Source organism: Undibacterium sp. Jales W-56 (genome assembly GCF_025548535.1).
In the GTDB taxonomy this organism is placed as follows: domain Bacteria; phylum Pseudomonadota; class Gammaproteobacteria; order Burkholderiales; family Burkholderiaceae_D; genus Undibacterium.
This window is the reverse complement of the sequence record NZ_JAJLQW010000001.1, coordinates 920,082-946,183: the sequence shown is the minus strand read 5'-3', so window position 1 is coordinate 946,183 and position 26,102 is coordinate 920,082. Positions and strand designations below refer to the sequence as shown.

Annotated in this window: 26 protein-coding genes; 14 read left to right on the top strand and 12 right to left on the bottom strand. The window is 53.1% G+C overall.

Translation table 11 applies throughout. The features are described 5' to 3' along the window. The first annotated feature begins 277 nt into the window (after positions 1–277). From LPB67_RS04225 to nth, 3 genes are all read left to right on the top strand, one after another. Positions 278–1,513 (top strand): polyhydroxyalkanoate depolymerase, encoded by a 1,236-nt coding sequence (locus LPB67_RS04225; RefSeq protein WP_262835805.1) that lies wholly within the window; start codon positions 278–280, stop codon positions 1,511–1,513. A gap of 229 nt (positions 1,514–1,742) precedes the next feature. Then, entirely contained in the window at positions 1,743–2,420 is a 678-nt protein-coding gene (gene rsxB / locus LPB67_RS04220) for an electron transport complex subunit RsxB (protein ID WP_316685081.1), read from the top strand. Between the two features lie 6 nt (positions 2,421–2,426). Then, positions 2,427–3,074: an endonuclease III gene (gene nth / locus LPB67_RS04215; protein WP_262835804.1), complete on the top strand. Its 648-nt coding sequence runs from the start codon at positions 2,427–2,429 to the stop codon at positions 3,072–3,074. 39 nt (positions 3,075–3,113) lie between these two features. On the opposite strand, the gene LPB67_RS04210 is transcribed toward nth, so the two are convergent. After that, positions 3,114–3,695 carry a malonic semialdehyde reductase gene (locus tag LPB67_RS04210; RefSeq protein WP_262835803.1) on the bottom strand — a complete coding sequence of 194 codons (582 nt, stop codon included), beginning with the start codon at positions 3,693–3,695 and terminating at the stop codon, positions 3,114–3,116. A gap of 153 nt (positions 3,696–3,848) precedes the next feature. Here LPB67_RS04210 and LPB67_RS04205 point away from each other — a divergent pair, with 153 nt between their 5' ends. Then, complete coding sequence (locus tag LPB67_RS04205) at positions 3,849–4,277, top strand: DUF1841 family protein (RefSeq protein ID WP_262835802.1); 429 nt, start codon at positions 3,849–3,851, stop codon at positions 4,275–4,277. 138 nt (positions 4,278–4,415) lie between these two features. Here the strand turns inward: LPB67_RS04205 and LPB67_RS04200 are convergent, their stop codons facing one another. Beyond that, positions 4,416–4,772, bottom strand: coding sequence for a c-type cytochrome (locus LPB67_RS04200; RefSeq protein WP_262835801.1), 357 nt, complete (start codon positions 4,770–4,772; stop codon positions 4,416–4,418). A gap of 28 nt (positions 4,773–4,800) precedes the next feature. Continuing rightward, positions 4,801–5,121 (bottom strand): c-type cytochrome, encoded by a 321-nt coding sequence (locus tag LPB67_RS04195; RefSeq protein ID WP_262835800.1) that lies wholly within the window; start codon positions 5,119–5,121, stop codon positions 4,801–4,803. A gap of 277 nt (positions 5,122–5,398) precedes the next feature. Here LPB67_RS04195 and LPB67_RS04190 point away from each other — a divergent pair, with 277 nt between their 5' ends. The 5 genes from LPB67_RS04190 (at position 5,399) to LPB67_RS04170 (ending at position 11,829) form a co-directional block, all read left to right on the top strand. After that, positions 5,399–6,253 (top strand): AAA family ATPase, encoded by an 855-nt coding sequence (locus LPB67_RS04190; RefSeq protein WP_262835799.1) that lies wholly within the window; start codon positions 5,399–5,401, stop codon positions 6,251–6,253. A gap of 564 nt (positions 6,254–6,817) precedes the next feature. Further along, the gene (gene pepF / locus LPB67_RS04185; protein ID WP_262835798.1) at positions 6,818–8,695 is read left to right on the top strand and encodes an oligoendopeptidase F; all 1,878 of its coding nucleotides are present in this window, start codon (positions 6,818–6,820) and stop codon (positions 8,693–8,695) included. Positions 8,696–8,884: 189 nt separating this feature from the next. Continuing rightward, positions 8,885–9,493 carry a nuclear transport factor 2 family protein gene (locus LPB67_RS04180; protein WP_262835797.1) on the top strand — a complete coding sequence of 203 codons (609 nt, stop codon included), beginning with the start codon at positions 8,885–8,887 and terminating at the stop codon, positions 9,491–9,493. A gap of 144 nt (positions 9,494–9,637) precedes the next feature. Continuing rightward, positions 9,638–10,516, top strand: a complete 879-nt coding sequence (locus LPB67_RS04175; protein WP_262835796.1) for a CPBP family intramembrane glutamic endopeptidase — start codon at positions 9,638–9,640, stop codon at positions 10,514–10,516. Between the two features lie 200 nt (positions 10,517–10,716). After that, a complete protein-coding gene (locus LPB67_RS04170) occupies positions 10,717–11,829 on the top strand; it encodes an alpha/beta fold hydrolase (protein ID WP_262835795.1) in 1,113 nt (370 codons plus the stop codon). 234 nt (positions 11,830–12,063) lie between these two features. On the opposite strand, the gene LPB67_RS04165 is transcribed toward LPB67_RS04170, so the two are convergent. The 7 genes from LPB67_RS04165 to LPB67_RS04135 all read right to left on the bottom strand — a co-directional run bounded on the left by LPB67_RS04165 (position 12,064) and on the right by LPB67_RS04135 (position 16,120). Beyond that, positions 12,064–12,537, bottom strand: coding sequence for a VOC family protein (locus LPB67_RS04165; RefSeq protein WP_262835794.1), 474 nt, complete (start codon positions 12,535–12,537; stop codon positions 12,064–12,066). A 70-nt stretch (positions 12,538–12,607) separates the two neighbouring features. Further along, entirely contained in the window at positions 12,608–12,961 is a 354-nt protein-coding gene (locus tag LPB67_RS04160) for a DUF1428 domain-containing protein (protein ID WP_262835793.1), read from the bottom strand. Positions 12,962–13,188: 227 nt separating this feature from the next. Continuing rightward, positions 13,189–13,788, bottom strand: a complete 600-nt coding sequence (locus LPB67_RS04155; RefSeq protein WP_262835792.1) for a phage tail protein — start codon at positions 13,786–13,788, stop codon at positions 13,189–13,191. Between the two features lie 111 nt (positions 13,789–13,899). Continuing rightward, positions 13,900–14,508: a phage tail protein gene (locus tag LPB67_RS04150; RefSeq protein ID WP_262835791.1), complete on the bottom strand. Its 609-nt coding sequence runs from the start codon at positions 14,506–14,508 to the stop codon at positions 13,900–13,902. Beyond that, entirely contained in the window at positions 14,505–15,245 is a 741-nt protein-coding gene (locus LPB67_RS04145) for a PEP-CTERM sorting domain-containing protein (protein WP_262835790.1), read from the bottom strand. Before LPB67_RS04145 ends, LPB67_RS04150 begins: the two co-directional genes overlap by 4 nt. 12 nt (positions 15,246–15,257) lie before the next feature. Next, positions 15,258–15,857 (bottom strand): hypothetical protein, encoded by a 600-nt coding sequence (locus tag LPB67_RS04140; protein WP_262835789.1) that lies wholly within the window; start codon positions 15,855–15,857, stop codon positions 15,258–15,260. Next, positions 15,854–16,120, bottom strand: a complete 267-nt coding sequence (locus tag LPB67_RS04135) for a hypothetical protein (protein WP_262835788.1) — start codon at positions 16,118–16,120, stop codon at positions 15,854–15,856. The genes LPB67_RS04140 and LPB67_RS04135 overlap by 4 nt, the downstream gene beginning before the upstream one ends. Before the next feature lie 213 nt (positions 16,121–16,333). Between LPB67_RS04135 and LPB67_RS04130 the strand changes: the two genes are divergently transcribed. Then, complete coding sequence (locus LPB67_RS04130; RefSeq protein WP_262835787.1) at positions 16,334–17,059, top strand: substrate-binding periplasmic protein; 726 nt, start codon at positions 16,334–16,336, stop codon at positions 17,057–17,059. Between the two features lie 82 nt (positions 17,060–17,141). Here the strand turns inward: LPB67_RS04130 and LPB67_RS04125 are convergent, their stop codons facing one another. Beyond that, positions 17,142–17,681, bottom strand: a complete 540-nt coding sequence (locus tag LPB67_RS04125; protein WP_262835786.1) for a cysteine hydrolase family protein — start codon at positions 17,679–17,681, stop codon at positions 17,142–17,144. 47 nt (positions 17,682–17,728) lie between these two features. Continuing rightward, positions 17,729–21,844: an ATP-dependent RNA helicase HrpA gene (hrpA, locus tag LPB67_RS04120; protein ID WP_262835785.1), complete on the bottom strand. Its 4,116-nt coding sequence runs from the start codon at positions 21,842–21,844 to the stop codon at positions 17,729–17,731. Between the two features lie 24 nt (positions 21,845–21,868). Between hrpA and argA the strand changes: the two genes are divergently transcribed. The 4 genes from argA to LPB67_RS04100 all read left to right on the top strand — a co-directional run bounded on the left by argA (position 21,869) and on the right by LPB67_RS04100 (position 25,793). Next, entirely contained in the window at positions 21,869–23,179 is a 1,311-nt protein-coding gene (argA, locus tag LPB67_RS04115) for an amino-acid N-acetyltransferase (RefSeq protein ID WP_262835784.1), read from the top strand. 38 nt (positions 23,180–23,217) lie between these two features. Further along, positions 23,218–23,490 carry an oxidative damage protection protein gene (locus LPB67_RS04110; protein WP_262835783.1) on the top strand — a complete coding sequence of 91 codons (273 nt, stop codon included), beginning with the start codon at positions 23,218–23,220 and terminating at the stop codon, positions 23,488–23,490. 303 nt (positions 23,491–23,793) lie between these two features. Then, positions 23,794–25,158: a cache domain-containing protein gene (locus LPB67_RS04105; RefSeq protein WP_262835782.1), complete on the top strand. Its 1,365-nt coding sequence runs from the start codon at positions 23,794–23,796 to the stop codon at positions 25,156–25,158. Continuing rightward, positions 25,155–25,793: a response regulator gene (locus LPB67_RS04100; protein ID WP_262835781.1), complete on the top strand. Its 639-nt coding sequence runs from the start codon at positions 25,155–25,157 to the stop codon at positions 25,791–25,793. The genes LPB67_RS04105 and LPB67_RS04100 overlap by 4 nt, the downstream gene beginning before the upstream one ends. The last annotated feature ends 309 nt before the right edge of the window (positions 25,794–26,102 follow it).

The following is a 26,102-nucleotide window of genomic DNA, read 5'->3' as shown; positions in this document are numbered from 1 at the left end:
TTTTTTTATGTCTGCATGGATGTTTGAATGGATGTTTGAATATTTCTCATCACACAAGCAGGCAAAATCTGGCATGCTTTCGCGGCATTGGGATGAATCAGAACAGGCAATTCAATTCCTTGCCTTAAGACTAAAAATTTAACAGTAATTTACATGACAGCAACAAGGAATCGGCGCGCGTTGCGACAAATTTTTAAATCTGGTTTATGATGCATTGCAACAAGGTGGACTACTTTTTCTCCTCTTGAATTGATACACCTATCCGAAAGACACGATTATGCTTTATCAATTTCATGAACTGAACCGCGCTTTTTTAAACCCATTGACGCAATGGGCAGAGGCCTCCTCGAAACTCTTTACCAATCCTGTCTCCCCTCTGGCGCACTCGCCTTATGCGCAGCGTATCGCTGCCGGCTACGAGTTGCTATTCCGGCTCGGCAAAGATTATGAAAAACCAGAATTTGGCATTACCACCACCACCGTTGACAAGCAAACTGTAGAAGTTGTGCAAAGCACAGCCGTCATCAAGCCATTTTGTAAATTATTGCATTTCAAAAAGAATTTACCGGCAAAAGAACTGACCAAGCTGAAGCAGGCAACGGTCTTGATCGTCGCCCCGCTCTCCGGTCATCATTCAACTTTATTGCGCGACACAGTGCGTGGTATGCTGCCGCAGCACGATGTGTATATCACCGACTGGACCGATGCACGCATGGTACCGCTCAGCGAAGGCAGCTTCCATCTGCACGATTACATCTATTATGTGCAAGAGTTTATCCGCTTGCTGGGCCCGGATGTTCATGTGATCTCAGTCTGCCAGCCGACCGTACCTGTACTCGCGGCGATCTCGTTGATGGCGACAGCCAAAGATCCTAAATTGCCAAAAACCATGACCATGATGGGTGGCCCGATTGATCCGCGTAAATCGCCGACGCAGGTCAACAATCTGGCAACCGAGAAAAAATTCTCGTGGTTTGAAAATACCGTCATCTACAGCGTACCGGCGAACTATCCCGGCTATGGCCGCAAAGTCTATCCGGGCTTTTTACAGCACACGGGCTTCGTCGCGATGAACCCGGATCGCCATGCGCAAAGTCATTGGGATTTTTATCAGCACCTGGTACTCGGCGATGACGAATCGGCGGAACAACATCGCAAGTTCTACAATGAATACAATGCGGTTCTCGATATGCCGGCGGACTATTATCTCGAAACCATCAAGACCGTGTTCCAGGAATTTAATCTGCCCAAAGGCACATGGGAAGTCGAAGGCAAATTAGTGCGCCCGCAAGACATCAAAACGGTCGCGCTATTCACCGTCGAAGGCGAATTGGATGACATCTCCGGCCCAGGCCAGACTCAGGCAGCACATGATTTATGTAGCGGCATCCCGGCCAAGATGAAGCAGGATTTCGTCGCGCCAGGTTGCGGGCATTACGGGATTTTTTCAGGCCGTCGCTGGCGCGAAATTATCGCGCCGAAGATTGCCGAATTCATCAAAGAACATGCGTAATCTTTTGCATTAGTAATTTAAGTATCTACAAAAAAACCGCTTCGCAATAAGCGGTTTTTTATTTTTCGGATGAGGTTAAACCATCCGCAGCGTGATGATTTTCGTAGCGAATAATGAGTGCCGATACCCCTGTATTGGTTAAATGCATGACGGCCCCGACATCAATACCTCCCGGCAAACACGGCTTTCAAGGATAATAGGAGAATCTTCGCTTCCCATAGAAAAAGCCGTGTCAGCCCCCCTCGCCGATCAATTAGAAAACTTGCTGCCGCAAACCCAGTGCACTAAATGCGGCTACCCTGCCTGTCGCCCATACGCTGAGGCGATCGCCGAGGGTAAAGCCAGTTATAACCAATGCCCACCCGGTGGGCAGGAAGGCGTCAACCGTCTTGCGCAACTGCTTGGCAAGCCCAGCATTCCATTAAATATCAGTCATGGACATGAGCGCGTACGATCAGTCGCACTGATTGATGAAGCCTTCTGCATAGGATGCACGCTGTGCATTCAGGCATGTCCGGTCGATGCGATTCTCGGCGCAGCCAAGCAAATGCATACGGTATTGCCGTCGCTGTGCACAGGCTGCGATCTGTGCGTCGCACCCTGCCCGGTCGATTGCATCAGCATGGTCGAGGTGACGCCGGGCAAAACGGGCTGGGATGCCTGGACGCAAAGCCAGGCGGATCAGGCACGTCAGCGATTTCATGCGCGTGAGTTACGTCTAAAAAGAGAAAAGCAGGAAAACGACGATAGACTGGCCGCCAAAGCCGTGGCTAAACTCCAGGCTCTGGAGAGTGAAGCGACCTTAACGCCGGAAGAAATTGCTGCCAGAGATAGAAAAAAAGCCGTCATCGCCGCAGCGATAGAGCGCGCCCGCCTCAAAAAAATGGATGCCGATACGGATAAATAACCAGTCATGAACAAACTCAAACGCCACGAAATTTTCAGCCGCTTGCAAGCGCAAAATCCGCATCCGACCACCGAACTCGAATACAGCAGTCCATTTGAATTATTGATCGCCGTGCTGTTATCGGCGCAAGCTACCGACGTCTCCGTCAACAAGGCAACCCGCAAACTCTATCCCATCGCCAACACGCCGCAAAAAATCCTGGCGCTCGATGTCGATGGCTTGATTCCGTATATTCAGACGATAGGATTGTTCCGCACCAAAGCAAAGAACGTAATTGCCACATGCAAGATCCTGATTGAACAACATGGCGGCGAAGTGCCGAAGCAACGCGAGGCATTAGAAGCGCTACCGGGCGTCGGCAGGAAGACCGCCAACGTCGTCATGAACACCGCCTTTGGCGAACCAACAATTGCGGTCGACACGCACATCTTCCGGGTCGCCAATCGCACCGGTATCGCGCCAGGTAAAAACGTCGACATCGTCGAAGAAAAATTACTCCGGTTTGTCCCAGACGAATTCAAACTCGATGCCCATCATTGGCTGATCCTGCATGGCCGCTACACCTGCCTGGCGCGCACCCCCAAATGCTGGAACTGCATGATTGCCGATCTCTGCGAGTACAAACAAAAAACGCCCTTACCAAAGAGCGTTTAAATCACTAGCTACCTTAAGCACACTTACCAAAAACATCGATCAGACGATCTTGCACACCTCGTCAAAACTCAAACGCGGTGAGCGTGGGAATACTTTATCGGCATCGCCATAGCCGATATTGCAAATGAAGTTGACTTTCACTGCGGTACCGGCGAAGAAAGCTGCATTTACTTTATCAGCATCAAAGCCAGACATAGGACCGCAATCCAGGCCAATCGCCCTTGCAGCCAGCATCAGATAAGCGCCTTGCAGGGATGAGTTGCGAAAGGCGGTTGCGTCGATCAAGGGTTGATTGCCGGCGAACCAGGAACGTGCATCCGCATGCGGAAAAATTTTTGGCAATTGCTCATAAAATTCCATATCCATACCGATGATCGCGGTCACCGGCGCGGTCTTGGTTTTTTCGACATTGCCCGGCGACATGCAATCGAGCAACCTGGCTTTTTCTGCCGCGCCCTTGACAAAAATCACGCGGGCTGGCGAACAGTTTGCCGAGGTAGCTCCCCACTTCATCAGATCGTAAATCTGCTGCAATTGCGCATCACTGACAGGTTTGTCGTGCCAGACATTATGGGTACGTGCGGCGGTGAACAAAGTATTCAAATGTTCTTGAGTCAGCATGATGACATCTCCAGGTGGGGTTAAGCTGCGGATGATACCCGAAACCGCCAATTTGTTCATAAACGGCGATCCCGGCTCAGGCCGGCTATGGCTTGCGGACGACTGCTCGCAGAGGCGGGTACAATATGCACATTCCAGATTTTGATTTTCACCATGTTCACACCCAGCCAACACGATGTACGCCGCTTTTTTTGCGAAACTTACCGCAAATCGAATGCCAGAGAAATCCTGACACCCTTAGAAAGTATCGCCGCCGACTGGCTGAATCAACATCCCGAATACCACATGATTCTGGGCGATCTCGATGCCGCACTGGCCGCCGACTACCCTGTCGATCAGGGGCAAACCAACCCCTTCCTGCATTTATCGATGCACCTGACCATCAGCGAGCAGATCTCGGTCGACCAGCCGGCCGGTGTGCGTTTCGCCTTCCAGCGCTTGACGCATAAAACCAGTTCCGAGCATGAAGCTCATCACCAGATCATGGAATGTCTGGGTGAAATGATCTGGACCTCGCAGCGCACCGGTCTGCCGCCAGATGGCGCGGCATATATCGATGCCTTGAATCTACGCGCGCGCTGATCGGAACAATATAGCGAAGTTAAAAATAAAAAACCACGAATAAATCGTGGTTTTTTATTGCTGCCAAATTAACTTAAATCAACTTAATTCAAATTAACTCAACTCCATCGTCGTAACTGGGCAAACTGATTAAGTCAATTATTTGCGCATGACAATGCTGCCTGGCAGGCTGTTCAGGTAGGCAGCGATGTTCTCGATATCGGCATTCGACAAGGCTTTTGCCTGTGCGCCCATGATCGCATTGCCACGGCCGTTAGGCGCATCTACGCCGTGCTGGTAAGCCTTCAACGCATGCGCGATGTAATCTTTGTGCTGGCCAGCCAGTTTTGGGTAGCTAGGATCGATTGGGGAGTTGTAGTCTTTACCGTGGCAAGAGAAACAAGCGGCTTTTTCAGCAGCTGCTTTACCTGCTTCGATATTGCCGCCAGCGACTGCCGACAACGACACTGCCGACAATGTCGTCAACAATAAGGCCAGTAATGTGTGCTTTTTCATGATTGCTCCTGTTCTTATTTTTGTTGGCTTATTTCTGCTGGGAATAGTAAGCAGCCAGATCCGCGATATCCTGGTCAGACAAGCTGCCGGCAATACCGCGCATCGACGGGTGCTTGCGATCGCCTTTACGATAGGCTTGCAATGCGCTTTCTATGTACTTGGCAGACTGGCCGCCGATCATCGGCACCTGGAATACTTCAGGATAAGTTGCTTTGTAACCAGCGATGGCGTGACAACCGATACACATGGCGACTTTGTTTTCAGCGGCCTTGGCATTGCCAACCACATCTGCCGCAGCGGCAATCTGGGCAACGCTCACCAGGGCGAGAAGTGCGAACAATTTTTTCATAATAGCGGAGATAGAATTATCGAAAGGGCGGTTTGATCCAACACGATATTCTAGCTGATTACGATCAAATTTGCCTAAAATAGCTGTCATGCAAGACCTGAAGTCAGTCTTTTTTTATGTTTTAGCACAACAATCCCGCGTCAAACTCAGGGTTCGGCCATCAAAATAGCACAGCCGTTCACAAGATTTGGCGTTCTCGCTTATACTCAATCCCAGCTCAAGCTATAAAATTAAACGCAATCCCCCTATTCCACACACCTATCATCCCAACCACACCATGACACAAGCAACCCGCTTTGATGGCGCACAAAACTACGTCGCGACTGATGATCTGAAACTGGCAGTCAATGCCGCCCTCAAACTGCAACGTCCCCTGCTCATCAAAGGCGAACCCGGCACCGGCAAAACCATGCTGGCCGAAGAAGTCGCCGCCGCGCTGAATATGCCGCTGCTGCAATGGCATATCAAGTCCACCACCAAAGCGCAGCAAGGTTTGTACGAGTACGACGCCGTATCGCGCCTGCGCGATTCGCAGCTCGGCGATGAGCGCGTCAAAGATATCCACAACTACATCGTCAAAGGCGTGTTGTGGCAAGCCTTCACGACCAACGAGCCAGTGGTATTGCTGATTGATGAGATCGACAAGGCCGACATCGAATTCCCCAACGATCTGCTGCGCGAACTCGACCGCATGGAATTCTACGTCTATGAAACTCGCGAAATGGTGCGTGCCGTACATCGTCCGCTGGTCATCATCACCTCGAACAATGAAAAAGAATTGCCGGACGCCTTCCTGCGGCGCTGCTTCTTCCATTACATCAAGTTCCCGGAAAAAGACACGATGCAGCAGATCGTCGATGTGCATTTTCCCAAACTTAAGAGCGATCTGCTTGCTGCGGCACTACAGACATTCTACGAAGTCCGCGAAGTTAGCGGTCTCAAAAAGAAACCATCGACCTCCGAGCTGATCGACTGGCTCAAGCTCCTGCTGGCAGAAGATATCCCGGCCGAAGCCCTGCGCAGCAAAGACAATAAACTCACGGTACCGCCGCTACACGGCGCCCTGCTCAAGAATGAACAAGACGTGCATCTGTTCGAGCGTCTGGTGTTCATGTCGCGCACCAACCGCTGATGCGAATATGTCAGGTAAAAGTACGCAAATGAAAATACCGCTGATTCAGCGGTATTTTTTTTCGCCCTATGAATTTGTCGTCGACAACATGAATAAGTAATGCGCCCCACCAATTCAATCAACACCGTTAATAATCCCCTCTCCCGCACGCGGGAGAGGACTAGGGTGAGGGCAGCTCAAATAACCGGAATGTCAAATTCATCAGCATTTCACATCGATACATCAAGCGCCACATCATCAAGTTAAGCTTCAGCCAATCAACCGCACTCATCCCCAACCCTTCTCCCGCATACTGGTGAAAGGAGCAAGCAACGCTCATCGTCCCGACTATCGTCGCATCACCGTACCAAATAAAATTCATCCAAACCCGCCCAAGTCAAGATAAGCGTCCGCAGAATTCACAAGAAAAAATATTTTCAAAAAAAGTATCTTTTATGACAGGTTTTCAGACAAAATAATGCGGCACCCCGCGCGCTGCTCCATTGACGCGTATGACAAACCAGCAAACACAGCAGCCGGGCATATTCACTATCGCCACCACAACCAGACAAGCAGACGACAGCCATGAAAAAATCTCTTCAGCGTAGCATTCTCTCTCTCGCGATTGCCTTTACCCTGCCCGCCTTTGCCCATGCAGAGACCGAAGCCGATCGCTGGAATCTTAAAGACCTCTACGCCACCAGCGCCGATTGGGATAAAGACGCCGCCAAGCTCGATGCGCAACTCAAAGAATTCAATGCCTGCAAAGGCCAGATCGGCAGTTCAGTCAAACGTTTTAAATCCTGCATGGACCTCTATCAAGACCTGCAAAAACGTCTGGCGCGTCTCGCTAACTATGCGTCCTTCTCGCATGACCAGAACACCGGCGACAGCGCGGGTCTGGACATCAACCAGCGTGCCGAAATCCTGATGAGCAAGGTCGAAGAAGCCAGCTCGTTTTTACGTCCGGAGATTCTGCGCATCGGCGCGCCGAAGATCCAGGGCTTCCTGAAGCAAGATGCCTCGCTCAAGATCTACGCGCATCCGATGGACGACATCCTGCGCACTGCCAGCCATACGCTCGACAACAAAGGCGAAGACATCCTCGCCGCCTTTGGCCTGACCGCGAATGCCGCGCAAGCCGTGCATTCCACGCTGTCGAATTCCGACACCCAATGGCCGAAGATCACTATTGAAGGCAAAGAAGTCACGCTCGACCAATCCGCCTACACCAAGTACCGCACCAGCGGCGACCGTACCATGCGCAAGCAAGTGTTCGACCGCTACTGGGCCACCTGGAAATCGTATGAACAAACCTACGGCGTCACGTTTTACGAAATGCTGAAAAAGGATACGGTCTACGCCAAAGTCCGCAACTACCCGGACTCGCTGACCCAGGCGCTCGACGGCAACAAACTGCCGCGCGCCGTGTACGATACCCTGATCGAACAAACCCGCGCCAACCTGCCGACGCTGCATCGCTACTTCAAGTTGCGCAGCAAACTCATGGGCATCCCCGATCTGCACTACTACGACATCTACCCGCCGATGATCACCGCGCAGGATAAGGCTGCACTGAACTTCCCTATCGGCCAGGGCGTCGACCTGATGCTCGCCGCAGTCAAGCCGCTCGGTGACGATTATGTCAAAGCGCTGGGACAAGCCGTGACCGGGCGCTGGATGGACGTCTATCCACGTCCGAAAAAACGTTCCGGCGCCTACATGCAAGGCACTTCGTACGACGTGCACCCGTACATCCTGCTGAACCACAACGATGACTACGAATCCGTCTCCACCCTAGCGCACGAATGGGGTCACGGCATGCACTCGTATCTCGCGAATAAATCGCAGCCCTTCATCACCTCCGACTACCCGATCTTCACCGCAGAAATCGCCTCCACCACCAATCAGGTACTGCTGCAAGATCACATGCTCAAGATCGCCAAAACCGATGAAGAACGTCTCGCCTATCTAGGTTCAGAACTCGAAGGCATACGCGGCACCTTCTTCCGCCAAGCCATGTTCGCCGACTTCGAGCGCACCGTGCACGCCAAGGTCGATAAAGGCGAATCCCTGACCGGCGAAGCCCTGACCAAAATCTACGGCGACATTCTCAAGACCTACCACGGCGACGCACAAAACATCCTCAAGATCGACGACCAGTACGCAATCGAATGGGCCGCCATCCCGCATTTCTACAACCGCTTTTATGTCTTCCAATATGCCACCTCGATCGCCGCCGGCACCATGTTCGCCGACGACATCCTCAAAGGCAAACCCGGCGCACGCGACAACTACCTGAACATTCTTAAAGCAGGCGGCTCGCAATATCCGTATGAGCTAGTCAAAGCAGCAGGCGTCGACCTCGCCACGCCAACACCGTACAAAGCGATTGTGGCGCGCATGAATAGCATCATGGATCAGATTGAGGGGATTGTTGCAAGGAAAAGTAAAGTCAATTGAAATCAGAAATGCATAAGAGTCTCGCAAAATTTTAGTGAGACTTTTTAAATTAAATCCGTAGGGTGCGCCATGCGCACCATTTCATCTCTGTATCGCAAATTATTGCCGCCATACTTGCATCAACGGTGCGCATGGCGCACCTACGGAGTATTAGTTTGCACATCGATGATTAAAATTAAAAGGTTTTCCATGCGTCGTTTGTTTTCTCTTGTTGCATTATCTTGCGCTCTGCTCTCTACATTCGCCTTCGCCGACACTCCAACTCGGATACGCGTAAGCACGCCCGAAGATATCCAGGTGATTACGCAAGTGACGCAGGATTTTCAGGCGGCGATCCGGACTAAGAATCTGAAGCAACTGGCTGGTCTGATGCTGCATTCCAAGCTGATGTTTGAATCGCCGGCGTCGCCGGAGATGATCCGTTCTGTGCGGGAGAAATTTGATCCTAGTTTTGATGGTACGGGGTCAAGCAGTTATACGAATTTTGCGCAATTCGTTGCGAAGGACAAAGGCAATCTGGACGAACGCTTTAGCAATGTGCAGATTACCCAAGACGGGCACATCGCCTGGGTGGTCTTTGATTATGAATTTATGAAAGACAATCAGGTAGAGAACTACGGCGTAGAAACCTGGCAGATGATGAAAAACGCAGACAGCCAATGGAAGATCCTCAGCGTCGTCTGGTCGTCGCATCCGGTCGCACCGGTGAACAAGCCTGCGGCATCCGACAGCACTACGGAAAAAAAAATAGATTCTCCTGCATTAGCTGGTACAAGCCCTGCCATCGACATCATGTAGCCAGGCCATCGGATCGTCCTGTTGCCCAACCCCACAATTCTGCAGTTTGTCGCAATCCACTTGTTCATGATGTGCGCTGGCGATACAGTCGGCGCCATCAACCACAACCGATTCCGGACTTCATTCGAATCTGGAAAACACATCATGACGACGATACTACTCGCCCCGGCAGCGGCCGCTCCATTGGCGCAACGTATTTTGCACTTCCCATTGACCCGCATTTTATTGGCCGTGATTTGCTTCATGGTGCCGTTCTTATTAATCCAGGCCGGCTCGTCGACATTCTTTGATGAAAAAATATTCGTCAAGATTGGTCAGTTGGCCGGTGCCTTTGTCAGCTATGCGTGCTATGCGCTATATGTGCGTAAAGTGGAAAAGCGGGTGGTGAGCGAATTATCCTTGCATGGGATCATTAGCGAATGTAGCGCCGGCTTTGTGCTCGGCGGCGTGATGGTGTGCGCAACGGTAGGAGCGATTGCGCTGATGGGTGGCTTCCAGATCACTGCGAAGTCGCCGTGGAATGTGATCATGATCCCGCTGCTGACGCAGCTGACCATCGGCATGATAGAAGAGATGTTGCTGCGTGGCGTGTTCTTCCGCGTGGTGCAGCAATCCCTCGGTAGCTGGCTGGCCTTGCTGGTGTCTGCGCTGGTATTTGGTGCGATGCATCTAGTGAATGACAATATTACTGTCCTCGGCTTTGCGAGCATCACGGCAGCAGGACTGTTGCTGGCGGCGGCGTTCATGGTAACCGGCAGATTGTGGTTATGCGTGGCGATGCATGCGGCATGGAATTTTTTTCAGGATGGAATTTTCTCAGTTCCGGTGTCGGGACATCCGGCACGCATCGGCTTATACACCGGCAAAATGAGTGGACCGGACTGGCTGACTGGCGGCGTGTTCGGGATCGAAGGTTCTGCGATTGCGCTGGTGGTGGTAGTCGCCATGACCCTGGCTTTGTTGACGCTGGCAAAGCGCAATGGCCGGATTGTGCTGCCGTATTGGAAGCGGGCTGGTGACTGATGGGCCTGGCGCCGGTGATGCAGGCAGACTGTGTTCCGCAGATGCCCTCGCCAGTCGCGCAATCCCCATGCGGCTTACCAGCCTAACCGGCTTGTCAGCCGCATGTTTGCTGGTGTCTGGCGCGATCGCCTGTTGAGGCGATCACTGATTTGCTACTATTTTTGTATTGCTCTTACTTTCATTCCAACAGGAGGATATACATGAAGATCATAGGCTTAGCTGGTTTTATCCTGATGCTGACATCTCTCTGCGCGCATGCGCAAGCGCCGGCGGAAGCGACCAGCTACCAGAAGGTAAAGGAAGTCATCCGGGATCTGGAGCACATCGTTGCGCCAGGCGGCATACAAGAATCCTATAAAACCCGCATCGGCGGAATCGATCAGTGGCTGAATGTCCGGGGGCAGGATCAGTCCAATCCCGTCGTTCTGTTCGTGCACGGCGGACCTGCTTCTCCCCTGATGCCGACCATCTGGCAATTCCAGCGGCCGATAGAAGAATATTTCACCGTGGTGAACTGGGACCAGCGCGGCGCCGGCAAGACCTATGGCGAGGCCGATCCCAAGGCTATCAGCGACAGCATCCATATCGATCGTTATGTCGACGATGCAATCGAAGTCGCCGAGCACATCCGTAAGCGCTATCACAAGAATAAAATTATCCTGATGGGGCATAGCTGGGGCACCATCATCGGATTAAACGCCGCGCTGAAGCGTCCAGATCTGTTCTATGCCTACGTCGGCATCGGACAAGTCATCAGCACCCGGGAGAATGAACGCATCAGTTTTGAGTATGCGTTGCAGCAAGTCAAAGCGCACGACAATGCTGCGGCATTGAAGGAACTGGAATCGATCGCGCCCTACCCTGGCGACCAGCCTATCACTCGTGAGCGCATCATCGTCGCCAGGAAGTGGCCGCAATTTTATGGTGGCCTGAGCGCATTTCGCGAAACCTCAACTTATTTTTTCGATGCATCGCTGCTATCACCTGATTATGACGACGCCAATGTGCGCGCCATCGATGAAGGCAGCTTATTCACCTTGGGCAGGATACTTCCCGAATTCGTCAATGTCGATTTTACGAAGGTACGGAACTTCCCTATCCCGGTCGTGATGTTTATGGGACGTCATGACTACACGACCCCGACCGCGCCCACAGTTGCCTGGCTGGAGCAAGTCAAAGCGCCCGAAAAGCAGAGCGTCTGGTTTGAACACTCGGCGCATATGATCCCGTGGGAAGAACCCGGAAAAATGCTGGTCAGCATGTTGAAGTATGTGCGCCCTCTGGCGGCGAGTACCGATCAGGACAGTAAGTAGTTGCAGCAAGTTGAAGTCTGTTCAAGGTTCTGGCTGCCACAATTCATACACCAGGCGAATTTACTAAGTCATCTGCTGCATAGCCTCATTGCTGCGGATAAAAATTCGACCTACGCCAAGCCGCAATCCCCATGCGGCTTACTAGCCTAACCGGCCTGTATGCCGCATGGGAATTGCGGCTTGAGCCTGCCCTGTTAGCAAATTCCAGATACGGACTGGCTGCAAGGGCTGGGTTTATTCGCCGCGATAAGCTTTTTCCAGCTCGGCGATATTGATCTTGCTCATCGCCATCATCGCTTGCATGACGCGTGTAGACTTGGCCGTATCGGGATCATTCAGCATGGCGATCAGCGGGCGCGGTACGATTTGCCATGAGAGTCCGAACCGGTCTTTCAGCCAGCCGCATACACCCGCGCTACCGCCCTCCGACAGTTTGTTCCACAGCGTATCGACCTCATGCTGATTCTGGCAATCCACGCTGAGCGAAATTGCTTCGGTGAAGGGGAATTGCGGTCCGGCATTGAGGGCGATGAATTCCTGGCCTTCGAGTTCAAACCGCATGGTCAGCACTTTGCCCGCCAGTGCGGGCATGGCGTCGCCATAACGCGATATTTCGTGAATTTTGCCACTGCTAAAAATACTCAGGTAGTAGTTGACTGCGTCCTCGGCGTTGAAATTAAACCATAAACAGGGGGTGATTTTTTTCATGGATAGTTTTCGATAGTTGTCTGGTTCCGGGAAGTTGTGCTGTGTACCTGTCGCATCATGCGCATGACAATTAGCGGTTGACGAGAACCTCGAATCCGCCATAGATCATGCGTTTGCCATCGAAGGGCATGGGATTGACCGCGGGGTCAAAGCGCGGATCTTTCATGAGCTTTTGCCATGCGACATCGCGGACTTCTTTCGATGGCCAGATCATCCAAGAGAACACCACGGTCTCATCTGCTTTACATTGCACCGCCATCGGGAATGAGGTCAGCTTGCCGTCGGGGACATCGCTGCCCCAGGTCTCAACGACATTGAGGACACCGGCTTCTTTGAAGATCGATGCGTATCCCTCTGCATATTTTTTATAAGCGTCGCGATTGGCGGTGGGTACGGCAAGGACAAATCCATCTATGTAAGTCATGTTGTATCTCCTGAGTGGTGATGCTGATCACGAATGATTGAACGTTTTTACGATAGTACGAAAAAATTCGTCACGCTGTTGCTGCATTGGGAATAGGATCTTACGCCTTAATTGTCATTGCGTCATTGCGCCAACCGGCAAAAATAGCCTGTAATAAAGCGCACAACGACCCGGTATGTATGCATCTTGGCGGTGCAGGTACATGCAGGGTCAAATTCTCCGTGCGATCAGTTTTGCGAAGGAAAAATACCAGACAAGGCTATCGCACAATTGACCGTCAATGTCGGCGATCTGATATCAAAAGCCTGACCGCCGCCGGTGCTGCTGGTTTGCGTGCCTGCCATTGACACCACATTCAGAGGATCGGTGTACAGCGTGGTGCGGGCCTTGGCCGCCGGAACTTTGCCGGAGGGCGACACCGAGTTTGCATCGTTATTGCTGCCCAGCGGCGCGACCATATGCGTATGCGCAGGCATATTAGCAACATTCAGCGAGGCTGTTTCTGCACCGCTCGTTTGCCCCATCGCGTAGCTGCTCAAGCCCGGCCCCTGTCCCATGTCCACCAATGAACGGCTGCGCATATCAGGCAGTGCAAAATTGTTTGTGCCATTACCGCCGAATTGGGTACCGAGCAAAGCGAACAAGGCGGTGTTTTGTGAAATAGAAAGTAGCTGTCCATTCAGAGGTGCCCAGCCTTTGGGCGCAAAATTAAAAGCGAAGCAGCGAATTTCGCCAAGAAAAGGATCGACCTGGGCTGCCGCTGGCAGGCTGGTGAAAGAGAGCAACGCAAGCAGGCTGGCAGCGGCGCGACGGATAATATTAAGCATGATGAATCTCCGGTTTGTTCATACGATCATGAAAAATGTAATTCAATACTCGCAATCTTGATGCGGCTCACGGGCTGAAATGGGCTGGTAAGGCGCATGGATGCGAGGTATTTAATTCTGACTTGGAAAAATACCGAACAGAGAAATCGCGCAATTCGCGGTCAATGTCGGCGCTTGATTATTCAATGGCTGATTGCCGCCGGTTGCACTGGTGTTCGATGCCGCCATCGACACCAGATTGAGCGGATCCGTCGTCAATTTGCTCAGGTTTTTGGCTGCAGGCACTTTACCTGCGGGGCTGATCGCGCTGGCATCGTTATTGCTGCCTATCGGTGTCGCCAAATGCGTATGCGGCGGCAGGTTGCTAACGGCGAGCGTCGTGTTCTCTTGCCCGGACAACTGACCCATGGTGTAGTTGCTCAAACCCGCTCCGGTGCCCTGATGCACCATCATGCGGCCACGCATATCCGGCACTGCAAAGGTGCTGACGCCGTCACCGCCGTAGGTGGTACCGATCAGGGCAAATAAAGCGGTATTGTCAGCGATAGAGAGTAACTGTCCGTTCAGTAACGCCCAGCCGCTAGGCGGAAAATTAAATCCAAAGCAGCGGATTTCACCGATGAAAGGTGTCGCCGCCGCTGGCAGTGCGGCAATCATTGTCGATGCCAGCACAGTCATCCACAGGCAGAATCGCAGGCCAAGCGCTGACAGCGTTTTCATGATTGCTCTCCCGATCCGGCACCAGTAACGCGGCGCAGCAGTAAGCAGAGTCCGACTGCCAGCAATGCCAGACTGGCCGGTTCAGGCACCTGATTGGTCGTCCCTGCCGTCGCCACGACCAGATCGTCCAGTGAGATCGCCAATAGACGGGTACTCGATGGAGTCAGATCACTTAGAGTGACACTGCTGAATGTATCGCCGCTATTGCTACCGACCAGGCCGAGGAAATATGCAAAGCTGCCGGCGCCATCCGTCAGCAACGCCGGCCCCAGGTTAGAGACGCTGTCCGCGCCGCTGCTCAGGGTCACGTCACCGTCGCTGAGATCGGATCCGCCAATCACCCACAGTCCGAAACCACGCGCAGCGCCAGCGAAATTAATGGTCAGCGCATCGCCGGCTTCCAGCGCGCAATCGTTATTATTCAACCCCAGATAATTGCTGCCGGAAGTGGTCCAGAATAAGTTGCAGATTGCCGGCATCGCCAGAATATCAACGCTGCTCAGCGAGAATGTCAATCCGCCGGTACCGGTGCCGGTGCTGTAGGTGGTCCCGGCAGCGAGTGCATCAAAATTGACTGTGCTGCTACTTAGTCCCAGACCGGTCAGGCTGGTAGCGAATGCGCTGTCGCTGTGATAGCCGACGATGCTGGCCGACGCGCTATGTGTCATTGCCATGGCGAGCGTGCACAGCATCGCCAGCCCAGCCCGTATCCATCGATGTCCCTGACTTAGTTTCATTGCGTTCTCCCTTTATTTACCCAAACTGCATTGCACTACCTTGCTGTTGCTGATACCGCTGCCGCCTTCACTGCCAGCCGACCTTTGATAACTGACTTGCGGCAGCGCTGCCCGACCTTTATTTCCGGCACCGCTACGCAGTACCAGCGCCTCTGTGAGCGGCGTCGGCCCGGCGCTGAAACGCGTGAGTTGTATGCCAGCCCGGGCGCCGTTGCTGGCGCTCTCCAGATTGCGCACCGGCTGACCCGCCATGTTGTGCGCGACGATTTCCCATTTGATCGCGATGAGTTCGCCATCATGGGCAAAGCGGAATAGTTGATTCTCTGCATCGACCTGCAAAGAACAATCACGTCCCTGCGGTGTCATGCCGCGATAGGTGCCGGCAGCGCAATGCCAGCTCAGCGACGTCTGTGCAGGGTCTGTGCCGATGCTTTGCTGGAGTTGCTGGACGATTTGTTGCAGGCATTGATTGACGGCGGGCACGTCAGCCAACTCAACGATGTGTTCGGCAACGGCATCTTTCTTGATGGCACGACCGGCATCATCGCCGCCGCAGGCACTGAGTAATGCAAAAACTGCACCGACGATTAAACAGAGACGGGGAAAAATCATTCATGGCACCATGTTTTTCGGAATGTTGAAAAATTAGCATTAAACATGCCTGCCAGTAGATTTCCGGTTTGAGTCAGAAAAATACGAATAAAAACAAGCGCTTGGCGCGCAGGATGAACGATGGCGAGGTTTTTAAACAAACCTGTTTGAGCAAGATGTAAAAGTTGTCGACAAAATAGATAGCTGCTACTCACCGGCAAGAACCGGATTATTCCTGCTGTACAGCACATAAACCAGGCGCGAGTCATCTGCCAATTGCGCATAAGACTGCCTGGCGCTGCATCGGCGAAATCTTGCCTCCCCCCGTTGAGCTTTAGCTGGCGCTAGTCCGGTCACCTGCGGCAAAAGACGATTTGCCTGCCCAGCCCTGACTTGCTTTTCGCACCTGTTTCAGCCAAGATTGTTCGATGACAACGATATAGCTGCGATCAGTCGATGAGATGCATGCGTACACGGCTAAACACACAAGGTAAAAGATGAAACTACTCCGCTTATTTGCCTTGCTAAGCAGTATGCTGCTGATGTTCCGTGCGAATGCTGAGTTGATCATTCATGTTTCCCCGATTCCACCTTATGTGCTCGACGGTCCTCGTCGGGGAATTGCCTGCGACATTATCGAACAGGCTTTTGCAACGCAAAGCGTCAAGATCAAATTCGTCATTTCGAATAACAAACGGATGGAAATCGAAGTACAAAACGGTACTGCCGACGCTGGATTTGCCGGCATTCCTGCTGATAGCGAGCATGTCTATTTTTCGGATCCGGTGATTGAATTCGATAATATTGCGGTGACTTTAAGCAACCGGAATTTGCATCTGAACCGCATCATGGATCTGGCGAATAAACGGGTAATTGCTTTTCGCAATGCACAGCGTGTGCTGGGTCCGGAGTTTGCCAAAGCGGCCCAGGGCAATCCGCTTTACATTGAGGTCGGTGATCAACGCTCCCAATTGCCCATGCTGGAAGCGGGTCGCGGCGATGTCATCGTGATGGACAGACGGGCTTTTTTATATTTCGCCTATCTGCTTCACGGCAAAAAAACCGCATTAGAAGAATATACGGTCCATCCGATTTTTAAACCGTTGCCACGGACTATCGGTTTCAAGCAAATCGCTACGCGTGATCTGTTCAATAAGGGCTTAAAAACAATACGCGACAACGGGATTTATACAATAATAGTACGTAGCTATCTGAGCGACTGAGTCAAGCGCTGCAATATCCGCCAGATAAACAGATACCAGCTCATTCCAATAAATCAGATAGGGGAAGGTTTACTCTAAATCTTCAATCTGCAAACTTGACATCGGCAGTAAGTCGCGCCGTTATCACCGGACCAAAGCTACCTATATCCGGCAAAGTCGCATTGTGATGTGCACGGATTTGCGCCGCAGTCGCATGCGCCTTGTCATGCGTCGTATGCGCATCGGCAACGAGTATCACCGGGAAACCCAAAGCCGCCGCGCGTCGGGTCGTGGTATCGACACAGAACTCGGACGCATAGCCGCAGATCACCAGTTGCCCGGTTCCCCATTGCGCCAGCAGCGCGCCAAGTTCGGTGCGCAGAAAAGAATCCGGTGTGGTTTTACGCAGATGCACGTCGCCGTCTTTAGACATCAATCCGCGTTCCAGTTGCCAGCTGTCGGAACCATATTCCAGCACCCCGCTCTGCCGTTCATGATGGATGAACACCACCGGCACAGCGGCTTGCCGGGCGCGATCCGTAAGCACATTGATACGGGCGACAACCTCATCCGCCTCGAAAGGGCGCGGCTCATCGTCGAACAGGCCGCGTTGTACATCGATGACTAGCAGAGCAGTTTTCATATTCTGATTGGAGAAATGACTTTATGTCGGACTTCATTCACTAAAGCTTAACGCTGCATACTTTCCCACACCTTCTGCAATCGCTTGACCGACACTGGCATCGGCGTACGCAATTCCTGGGCGAACAAGGATACCCGCAACTCCTCCAGCAACCAGCGGAACTCGGTCAGTTTAGGATCAGCATCGTTGCCGGTTTTACGCGGTGCGCGTTGCCAGGGCTGGGCGACGCTATTCCATTCCGCCAGCAATTTCGCGTCGCGGGCCGGGTCGGCGCGTAGCTTCTCCAGGCGTACCGTAATCGCCTTGAGGTAGCGTGGAAAATGCGAGAGTTGGGTGAAATCGTTGTCAGCGATAAAACGCTTGCCTATCAGTTGCTGCAATTGCGTTTGTATATCGCGCTCGGCTGCCGCATGCGCCTTGATGCCTTGCAGTTTTTTCGGCAGACCATAATATTCCGCCAGAATCTGTGCGGCGAGCCGGGCGATTTCATTGGCCAGCAGATTCAGCCTGCCCTTGCCTTCTTCGCGACGTTTATTGAACTCGCCGGAATTCGTTGGCAGCGGATGCTGCAGGCAGGCGCGTTCCAATGCCGTCTGGATGATCTGATCGCGCAATTCCTCCTGCGAACCCAATGCCATGAATTGCATGCCCATTTGCTGTAAGCCCGGGATATTTTTCTCCAGGAATTTGACCTGTTCTTTCAACTGCAAAGCGAACAGGCGACGCATGCCGATACGATGTACGCGGGCGGCTTCATCGGGATCGTCGAAGACTTCGATATGGCAATGCGTCAACTTATCGACCAGCGCCGGATAGCCGATCAGGGTTTGTTTGCCTTGCTGGACTTCGAGCAATTCCGGCAGTTCGTCGAAGCTCCAGGCGGTCAGGTTCTCCTGGAATTTTGCCTGTTGCGCCGTGCCCGCTTTTGCCGTGGAACTGGTGGATGACGCAGGATTGCGGCCTGCGCCGGAATGACGATCCGCGCGATCGGCGCCGGCATTCTGGGTGGCTAGCGACTGCGCATTATTCTGCTTGCCCGATTCCAGCAAGGCCAGCTTTTCGGCAGAGGCAATCCGCTGAAAACTCTCCCTGGCTTGTCCGCCAAATTCGGCGCGCAGACTCGACAGGTTGCGTCCCATGTCGAGCTGGCGACCGTGTTCATCGACAACCTTGAAATTCATCGTCAGATGGATAGGCAGCGTTTCGAACTTGAAGTCGGTGGTCTTGCACAGCAAACCCGTCTGTTCACGGATATCGGCAATCACCGCATCCAGCAGATTGCCGCTACCGAACTCATTGCGCTCAGCAAAACCTGCGGCATAATCCGGCAGCGGCACGCAATGACGGCGGATTTTTTGCGGCAGCGACTTGATCAGCAGATGGACTTTTTCTTTCAGCATGCCGGGTACCAGCCACTCGCTACGCTCAGCCGAGACCTGATTCAGCGAGAACAGCGGCACGCTCAGGGTCACGCCGTCGCGCGCACTGCCCGGCTCGAAGTGATAACTGAGTTGCAGCGCAACGCCGCTGACTTGCATGGTTTTCGGGAACAGGTCGGTGGTGATGCCCGCCGCTTCGTGGCGCATCAATTCGTCTTTGTTCAGGTACAGCAGCTTAGGATGCGCCTTGACCGCTTCTTGATGCCATTGCTCCAGCAATACGGCGTTATAGACGTCTGCCGGGATGTGTTGATCGTAAAACGCCGCAATCAATTCATCATCGACCAATACGTCCAGGCGACGCGACTTGTGCTCCAGATTCTCGATCTCGCGCACCAGTTTTTGGTTGTGGGCAAAGAACGCCAGGCGGGTCTCCAGTTCGCCGCCGACCAGCGCATCGCGGATAAAAATCTCGCGTGCTTCGGCCGGATGGGTCAGGCCATACTGAATACGCCGCTGGCTGTAGACCACCAGGCCATACAATGTAGCCCGCTCAAATGCCGAGACTTGCCCGGTACGCTTTTCCCAACGCGGTTCGCCATACGATTTTTTGAGTAAATGGCCGCCGATTTTCTCCAGCCACTCGGGTTGCAGTTGAGCGATGCAACGACCGTATAAGCGCGTAGTATCGACCAACTCCGCTGCCATGATCCAGCGCCCAGCCTTCTTCACTAATGCCGATCCCGGCCAGATATAAAACTTGATGCCGCGGGCACCCAGGTAATGCGCTTCTTCATCGGATTTATACCCGATGTTGCCGAGCAAACCCGTCAGCAAGGCGGTGTGCAATTGCTCATAGGTGGCAGGCGCTTCGTTCATGCGCCAGCCCTGCTCTTTGACTATCGTCAGCAACTGGCTATGCACATCGCGCCATTCGCGCAGGCGCATTTGCGAGAGGAAATTCGCACGGCAATTATCTTGCAGCTGGCGATTGGTTTTTTTATGTTCAATCGCGTCTTCAAACCATTTCCAGATTTTCAGGTACGAGGTGAATTCGGATTTGTCATCGGCGAATTTTTTATGCGCGAGATCGGCGGCGGCCTGCGCCTCCATCGGACGATCGCGCGGGTCCTGCACCGACAAGGCAGCGGCGATGATCAGCACTTCACTCAAAGCCTGATTGTCGCGCGCTGCCAAAATCATGCGGCCGACACGCGGATCGAGCGGCAATTTGGCAAGCTGCCGACCAGTCGGCGTCAGATGATTGGCCTCATCCATCGCGCCCAGTTCTTGCAGCAATTGGTAACCATCGGCAATCGCCCGGCCGGGTGGCGGCTCGATAAACGGAAAGGTCTCTACATCGGTCAGATGCAAGGATTTCATGCGCAAGATAACGGCGGCCAGGGACGAGCGCAGGATTTCCGGCTCGGTAAATTTCGGTCGCTGAATGTAATCGCTTTCTTCATACAGGCGGATGCAAACACCCGCCGCCACGCGACCGCAACGACCTGCGCGCTGATTCGCAGCCGACTGGGCGACCGGCTCGATCTGCAATTGTTCAACCTTGTTGCGATAGCTGTAGCGCTTGACGCGTGCCAGCCCCGTATCGACCACGTAGCGGATACCCGGCACGGTCAGCGAAGTCTCGGCCACGTTGGTGGCCAACACGATGCGGCGGGCATTGCTGACTTTGAAGACGCGCTCCTGCTCCTGGGCGGATAAGCGCGCAAACAGCGGCAAAATCTCTACATGCTCAGGATGATGCTTGCGCAAGGCTTCGGCGGCATCGCGGATTTCGCGCTCGCCCGGCAAAAATACCAGCACATCGCCAGAACCGACGCGGCACAGTTCATCGACCGCATCGGTGATCGCCGTCATCAGATCGCGCTCTTTATCCTTTTCATCTTCCTGCACCGGACGGTAACGCACCTCAACCGGATACAGGCGACCGGATACTTCGATTACAGGCGCCGGCTTTGGGTCCGGGCCGCCGGGATTGGCAGAATCGTCGGCAAAATGATTGGCAAAACGTTGTGCATCAATGGTCGCGGACGTGATGATGATTTTAAGATCGCGGCGCTTGGGCAATAGCTGCTTGAGGTAACCGAGCAGAAAATCGATGTTCAGGCTGCGCTCATGCGCCTCATCGATGATGATGGTGTCGTATTGCCGAAGCAGCGGATCGGTCTGGGTCTCGGCCAGCAAGATACCGTCGGTCATCAGTTTGACGGACGCGCCCTTGGTCAGCGTATCGGTAAAGCGCACCTTGAAGCCGACGTGCTCGCCTAGCGGCGAATTCAGCTCTTGCGCAATCCGTTTGGCGGTCGATGAGGCGGCAATCCGGCGTGGCTGGGTATGGCCGATCAAGCCTTTCTGACCGCGCCCCAGCTCCAGACAAATCTTCGGCAATTGGGTGGTCTTGCCTGAACCGGTTTCGCCACAGACGATGATGACCTGGTGCTTTTGCAAGGCTTCGGCGATTTCGGCGCGCTTGCCCGAGACCGGCAATTCCTCGGGATAGCTAATGACTGGCGGCGGATTGCGGAACGGCAGCGCACGCTCTGGCGGGACATTTGCCCCAGCCTGAGCAGCTTTACTATCTGCTGCGGTCGCAGGCTTGGCGGGCTGGTCCGTCTTATTTTGGGGTGCAGTGGGCCTTACCGCAGAGGATTTTTCAGCCTCCCCTGCCTTGACTCGTTGCGCCTGACGCAGGCTATCACGCAATTGACGTAAATCAGTCGTGGCTTTTTGGGGAGAATTTTTGGATGAATTATTAGCAGACATAGCGGAGCGCATTATAATCTGCCCATGGAAAATCCTGTTCAATTCGTTCAATGGCTGCGCTCGGTCGCGCCTTACATTCATGCCTTCCGCGGCAAAACCTTTGTGGTAGCCTTTCCCGGCGAACTGGTCATGGCGGGTGCTTTGCCGGTGCTGGCGCAAGATCTGTCGCTGTTGCATGCCTTGGGCATCAAGATCGTGATCGTGCACGGCTCGCGCCCGCAGGTCGCAGAGCAACTGGCTTTACGCAATGTCGAAGGCAGTTTTCATAACGGTGTGCGCATCACGGATACCGCGGCGCTGGAATGTTCAAAGGAAGCGGCCGGTGAATTGCGTCTGGATATCGAGGCCGCATTCAGCCAGGGCTTGCCGAATACCCCGATGGCGCATTCGGCGATCCGGATTATTTCCGGTAATTTTGTGACGGCCAAGCCGATCGGCATTGTGAATGGCGTGGATTTTGGCCTGACCGGCATTGCGCGCAAGGTTGCATATGAAACGATTCATGCGATCTTGAGCGCCGGCAGTCTGGTTTTGCTCGGGCCGCTGGGTTTCTCGCCGACCGGCGAAGCCTTCAATCTGACCATGGAAGATGTGGCGGTTGCCGCGGCCACCTCATTGCGCGCGGACAAGCTGATTTTTATCAGTGAAACGCCCATGATGCTGGATCAGGACAATGATGAATTGCGCGAATTGTCCTCGGTGCAGGCCGAACAGGAGATCAGGGCCAACTATTTGCCGCTGGATTCGGCCTTCTACCTGGAGCACGCGATCAAGGCGTCGCGCGGCGGTGTGCCGAGGGTGCACATCGTGCCGTATCAGATGGATGGTTCGGCGCTGCTGGAGTTGTTCACGCATGATGGCGTCGGCACCATGGTCAGCCATGAAAATCTGGAAAGCCTGCGCGAAGCCACGATTGAAGACGTCGGCGGCATTATCAAACTGATCGAACCGCTGGAGGCCGATGGCACCCTGGTCAAGCGCGGTCGCGAACTGATCGAGCGCGAAATCAACTATTTCTCCGTCATTGAGCATGACGGCGTGATCTTCGGTTGCGCAGCACTGTACCCATTCCCGTTCGAAAAAATGGCTGAGATGGCCTGCCTGACCGTGAATCCCGAGGTGCAAAGCCAGGGCGATGGCGAGCGGATACTCAAGCATATGGAAAAACGCGCACGGCGGGCCGGATTCCATTCCCTGTTTGTCCTGACGACCCGCACCGAACACTGGTTCCTGAAACGCGGTTTCGTCAAGGCGTCAGTCGACGATTTGCCGAAAGACCGGCAAAAAATGTATAACTGGCAGCGTAAATCGCTGGTCTTGATTAAGCAGTTATAATCTGGGACGTTATTTCAAAGATTGATAGGAGTTTTACCATGGTCCGTACGGTCCACTGCATTAAGTTAGACAAAGAAGCTGAAGGTTTGGATTTTCCTCCGTATCCAGGTGAACTCGGCAAGAGAATTTACGAAAGCGTGTCCAAAGAAGCCTGGGCAGGCTGGCTCAAGCACCAGACCATGCTGGTCAACGAAAATCGCCTGAACCTGGCCGATACCCGTGCCCGTAAATACCTGGCCACGCAAATGGAAAAACATTTCTTTGGCGATGGCGCGGATGCGGCTTCCGGCTACGTGCCGCCGACGGAATAAATCGCATAAAAGAGTTATCTACAAAAAACGCAAGCCTCGTTCGTCACGAGGCTTTTTTATTAGTACTTAGGCAAAACGGAAAACGGCTTATCTCAACTTCTATTGAATCCGCAGGCTGGATGCGGCTTTCAGAGGCATTTCGTGCCAGCAGGCGCATTCTGATTGCGGGTTCGTTTTAATCTATCCTCCGTGTCTCGGCGGTGAGAGGTTTTGTTTTTTTGCGCAAGTCCTATTTATTTGAGATATCCATGATGCGCTCAGATTGTGCCAGCATTTCCATAAGAATCTGATACCTTAGCCACTATGAAGCTGCGCTATAAAATCATCCTGTTTGCGATCATTCCGCTACTTTTATCGTTTGCGGCGATCGCGCTTGCGGTGTTTTATCAGACGAACTTGCTGGCGCAGCAACAGCGCAATACGGTAGAGCAAGCTTATCTGGCGAGTAAAGAAACCGAGCTCAAGCATTATGTGAATCTCGGTGTGGCAGCGATTTCCAAGCTGTATAACGCGCAGCTACAAAATGCCGCAACACAAGAAGAAGCGAAAGCGATTTTAGCCAAACTCGATTTCGGCGATGACGGCTATTTCTATCTGTACGACATGCAGGGCAAAAACCTGATGCATCCGCGCCAAAGCGATCTGGTCGGTAAAGACCTGTGGAATTTGACCGATCCGGAAGGCAACTTCACCATTCGCAAATTGATCGCCAAAGCCAAGGAAGGCGGCGGCGCCGTGCGTTATCTATGGGAAAAACCTTCAACCCATAAGGTTGCGCCCAAACTGGGTTACGTGGTGGCACTGGAGCGCTGGGGCTGGGTGCTGGGTACCGGGATTTATCTCGATGACGTCGATAATGCACTGAATAAAATCGATGCGCAGAATACCAGGAACAGCCAGAGTACGATGTTCTGGATCACCAGTATCGCGGTCATCAGTGCCTTGTTGATTGCGGTTTCCGGTATGGCTTTAAATATCAGCGAATCACGCATAGCGGAAGCAAAGTTAAAGGCCTTGGCGCAAAGCGTGGTGCGCTCGCAGGAGGATGAGCGCGCCCGCCTGTCGCGCGATCTGCATGATGGCATCAGTCAGTTGCTGGTCTCGATTAAGCTGCAAATCGAATCAGGCATTGCAAAATTGGGATTGCCGAAAACCGACACGGAATCGGCACGCCTGTCCTTCACAAGAGCCACCTCGCAATTGAATGAAGCACTGGGGGAGGTAAGACGAATTTCGCATGATTTGCGGCCTGCGATGCTGGATGACCTGGGGCTGGCCGTAGCGTTTGAACATCTCGCAGAAGAATTCATGGAGGACAGCGGTTTGCCGGTACACCTGCAAATCCTCGGTGATATCAGCGGCCTGAGCGATACCAGCAATACCGTACTGTTCCGGATTGCGCAGGAAGCCTTGACCAATATCCACAAGCATGCGCGCAATGCCTCGCAAGTCGATATCGAATTATCGGGCGATCAGCGCATGGTCAATTTGATCATTGCCGATAATGGTGCCGGGTTCGACGTACCAGGTATCGCCAGCCATCCCAAGCATGGCATCGGCCTGAGCAATATGCGCGAACGCCTGGCGAGCGTGAATGGCCGGCTGGCAGTGCGCTCTGATGCCGGCGGGACTCAGGTGAGCGCCCAGATTCCAAGGAGTATGCAATGAACGTACCGCCAATAATCAGCACTAAACCGATCAATTTACTTCTAGTCGATGATCACCCGCTAGTCAGGGATGGGTTGAAAGCGCGTTTAGAAACCATCCCGCATTTTCATATCGCCGGCGAAGCGGGTAATGCGGAAGACGCTTTCAGCCTGGCGGCAAGCCTGAAGATCGATTTGATTTTGATGGACATCAATTTGGGCAATGTGAACGGCATCACCCTGACCTCGCGCTTTTCCAGGGAATATCCGGATATCGCGATCATCATGTTATCGATGCATGAAAAGGCGGAGTATGTATCCCAGGCCATGCAAGCCGGAGCGCGCGGCTATGTGCTGAAAGGTGCGCCTGCCGAAGAAATTATTACCGCCATAGAAAACGTCATGTCCGGCAAAAACTATTTCAGTTCAGGGCTGCAAAATCAGGCGACAGCAGCAAATCCTCTGCAATTGTTAACCCAAAGAGAGCAATGTATTTTAAAAAGTATTGCGACCGGCAAGTCGAACAAACACATTGCACGCGAACTGGGACTGAGCGTCAGGACGGTGGAAACGCATAGGCTCAATATCAAGCGTAAACTGAATATTGAAGGGCAGGCGGATTTGATCCGCTTTGCGTTGAACCAGACAATTTTGTGAAGTCGGCAAGCTTGGTTTTAAGCGAAAAAACCGCTTAAAACTTACGCAAAACGGAAAAACGCCTACCACAACTCATATTGAACCCGCAGGCTGGCTGCGGCTTTCAGAGGCATTTCGTGCCAGCAGGTGCAGCCAGCTTGCGGGTTCGTTTTAGGTAACTTCTAAAAACCCTTTAATATCAACATCCCATGGCGCTGCTTACTCTTGCTTTTCCTCTGTGTCTCCGAGTCTCCGCGATGAGAGATTTTGCTTTTTGCGTAAGCCCTACCGTTAAAAACACCGACCGACTTTAGCAACTCTGACGCAGAC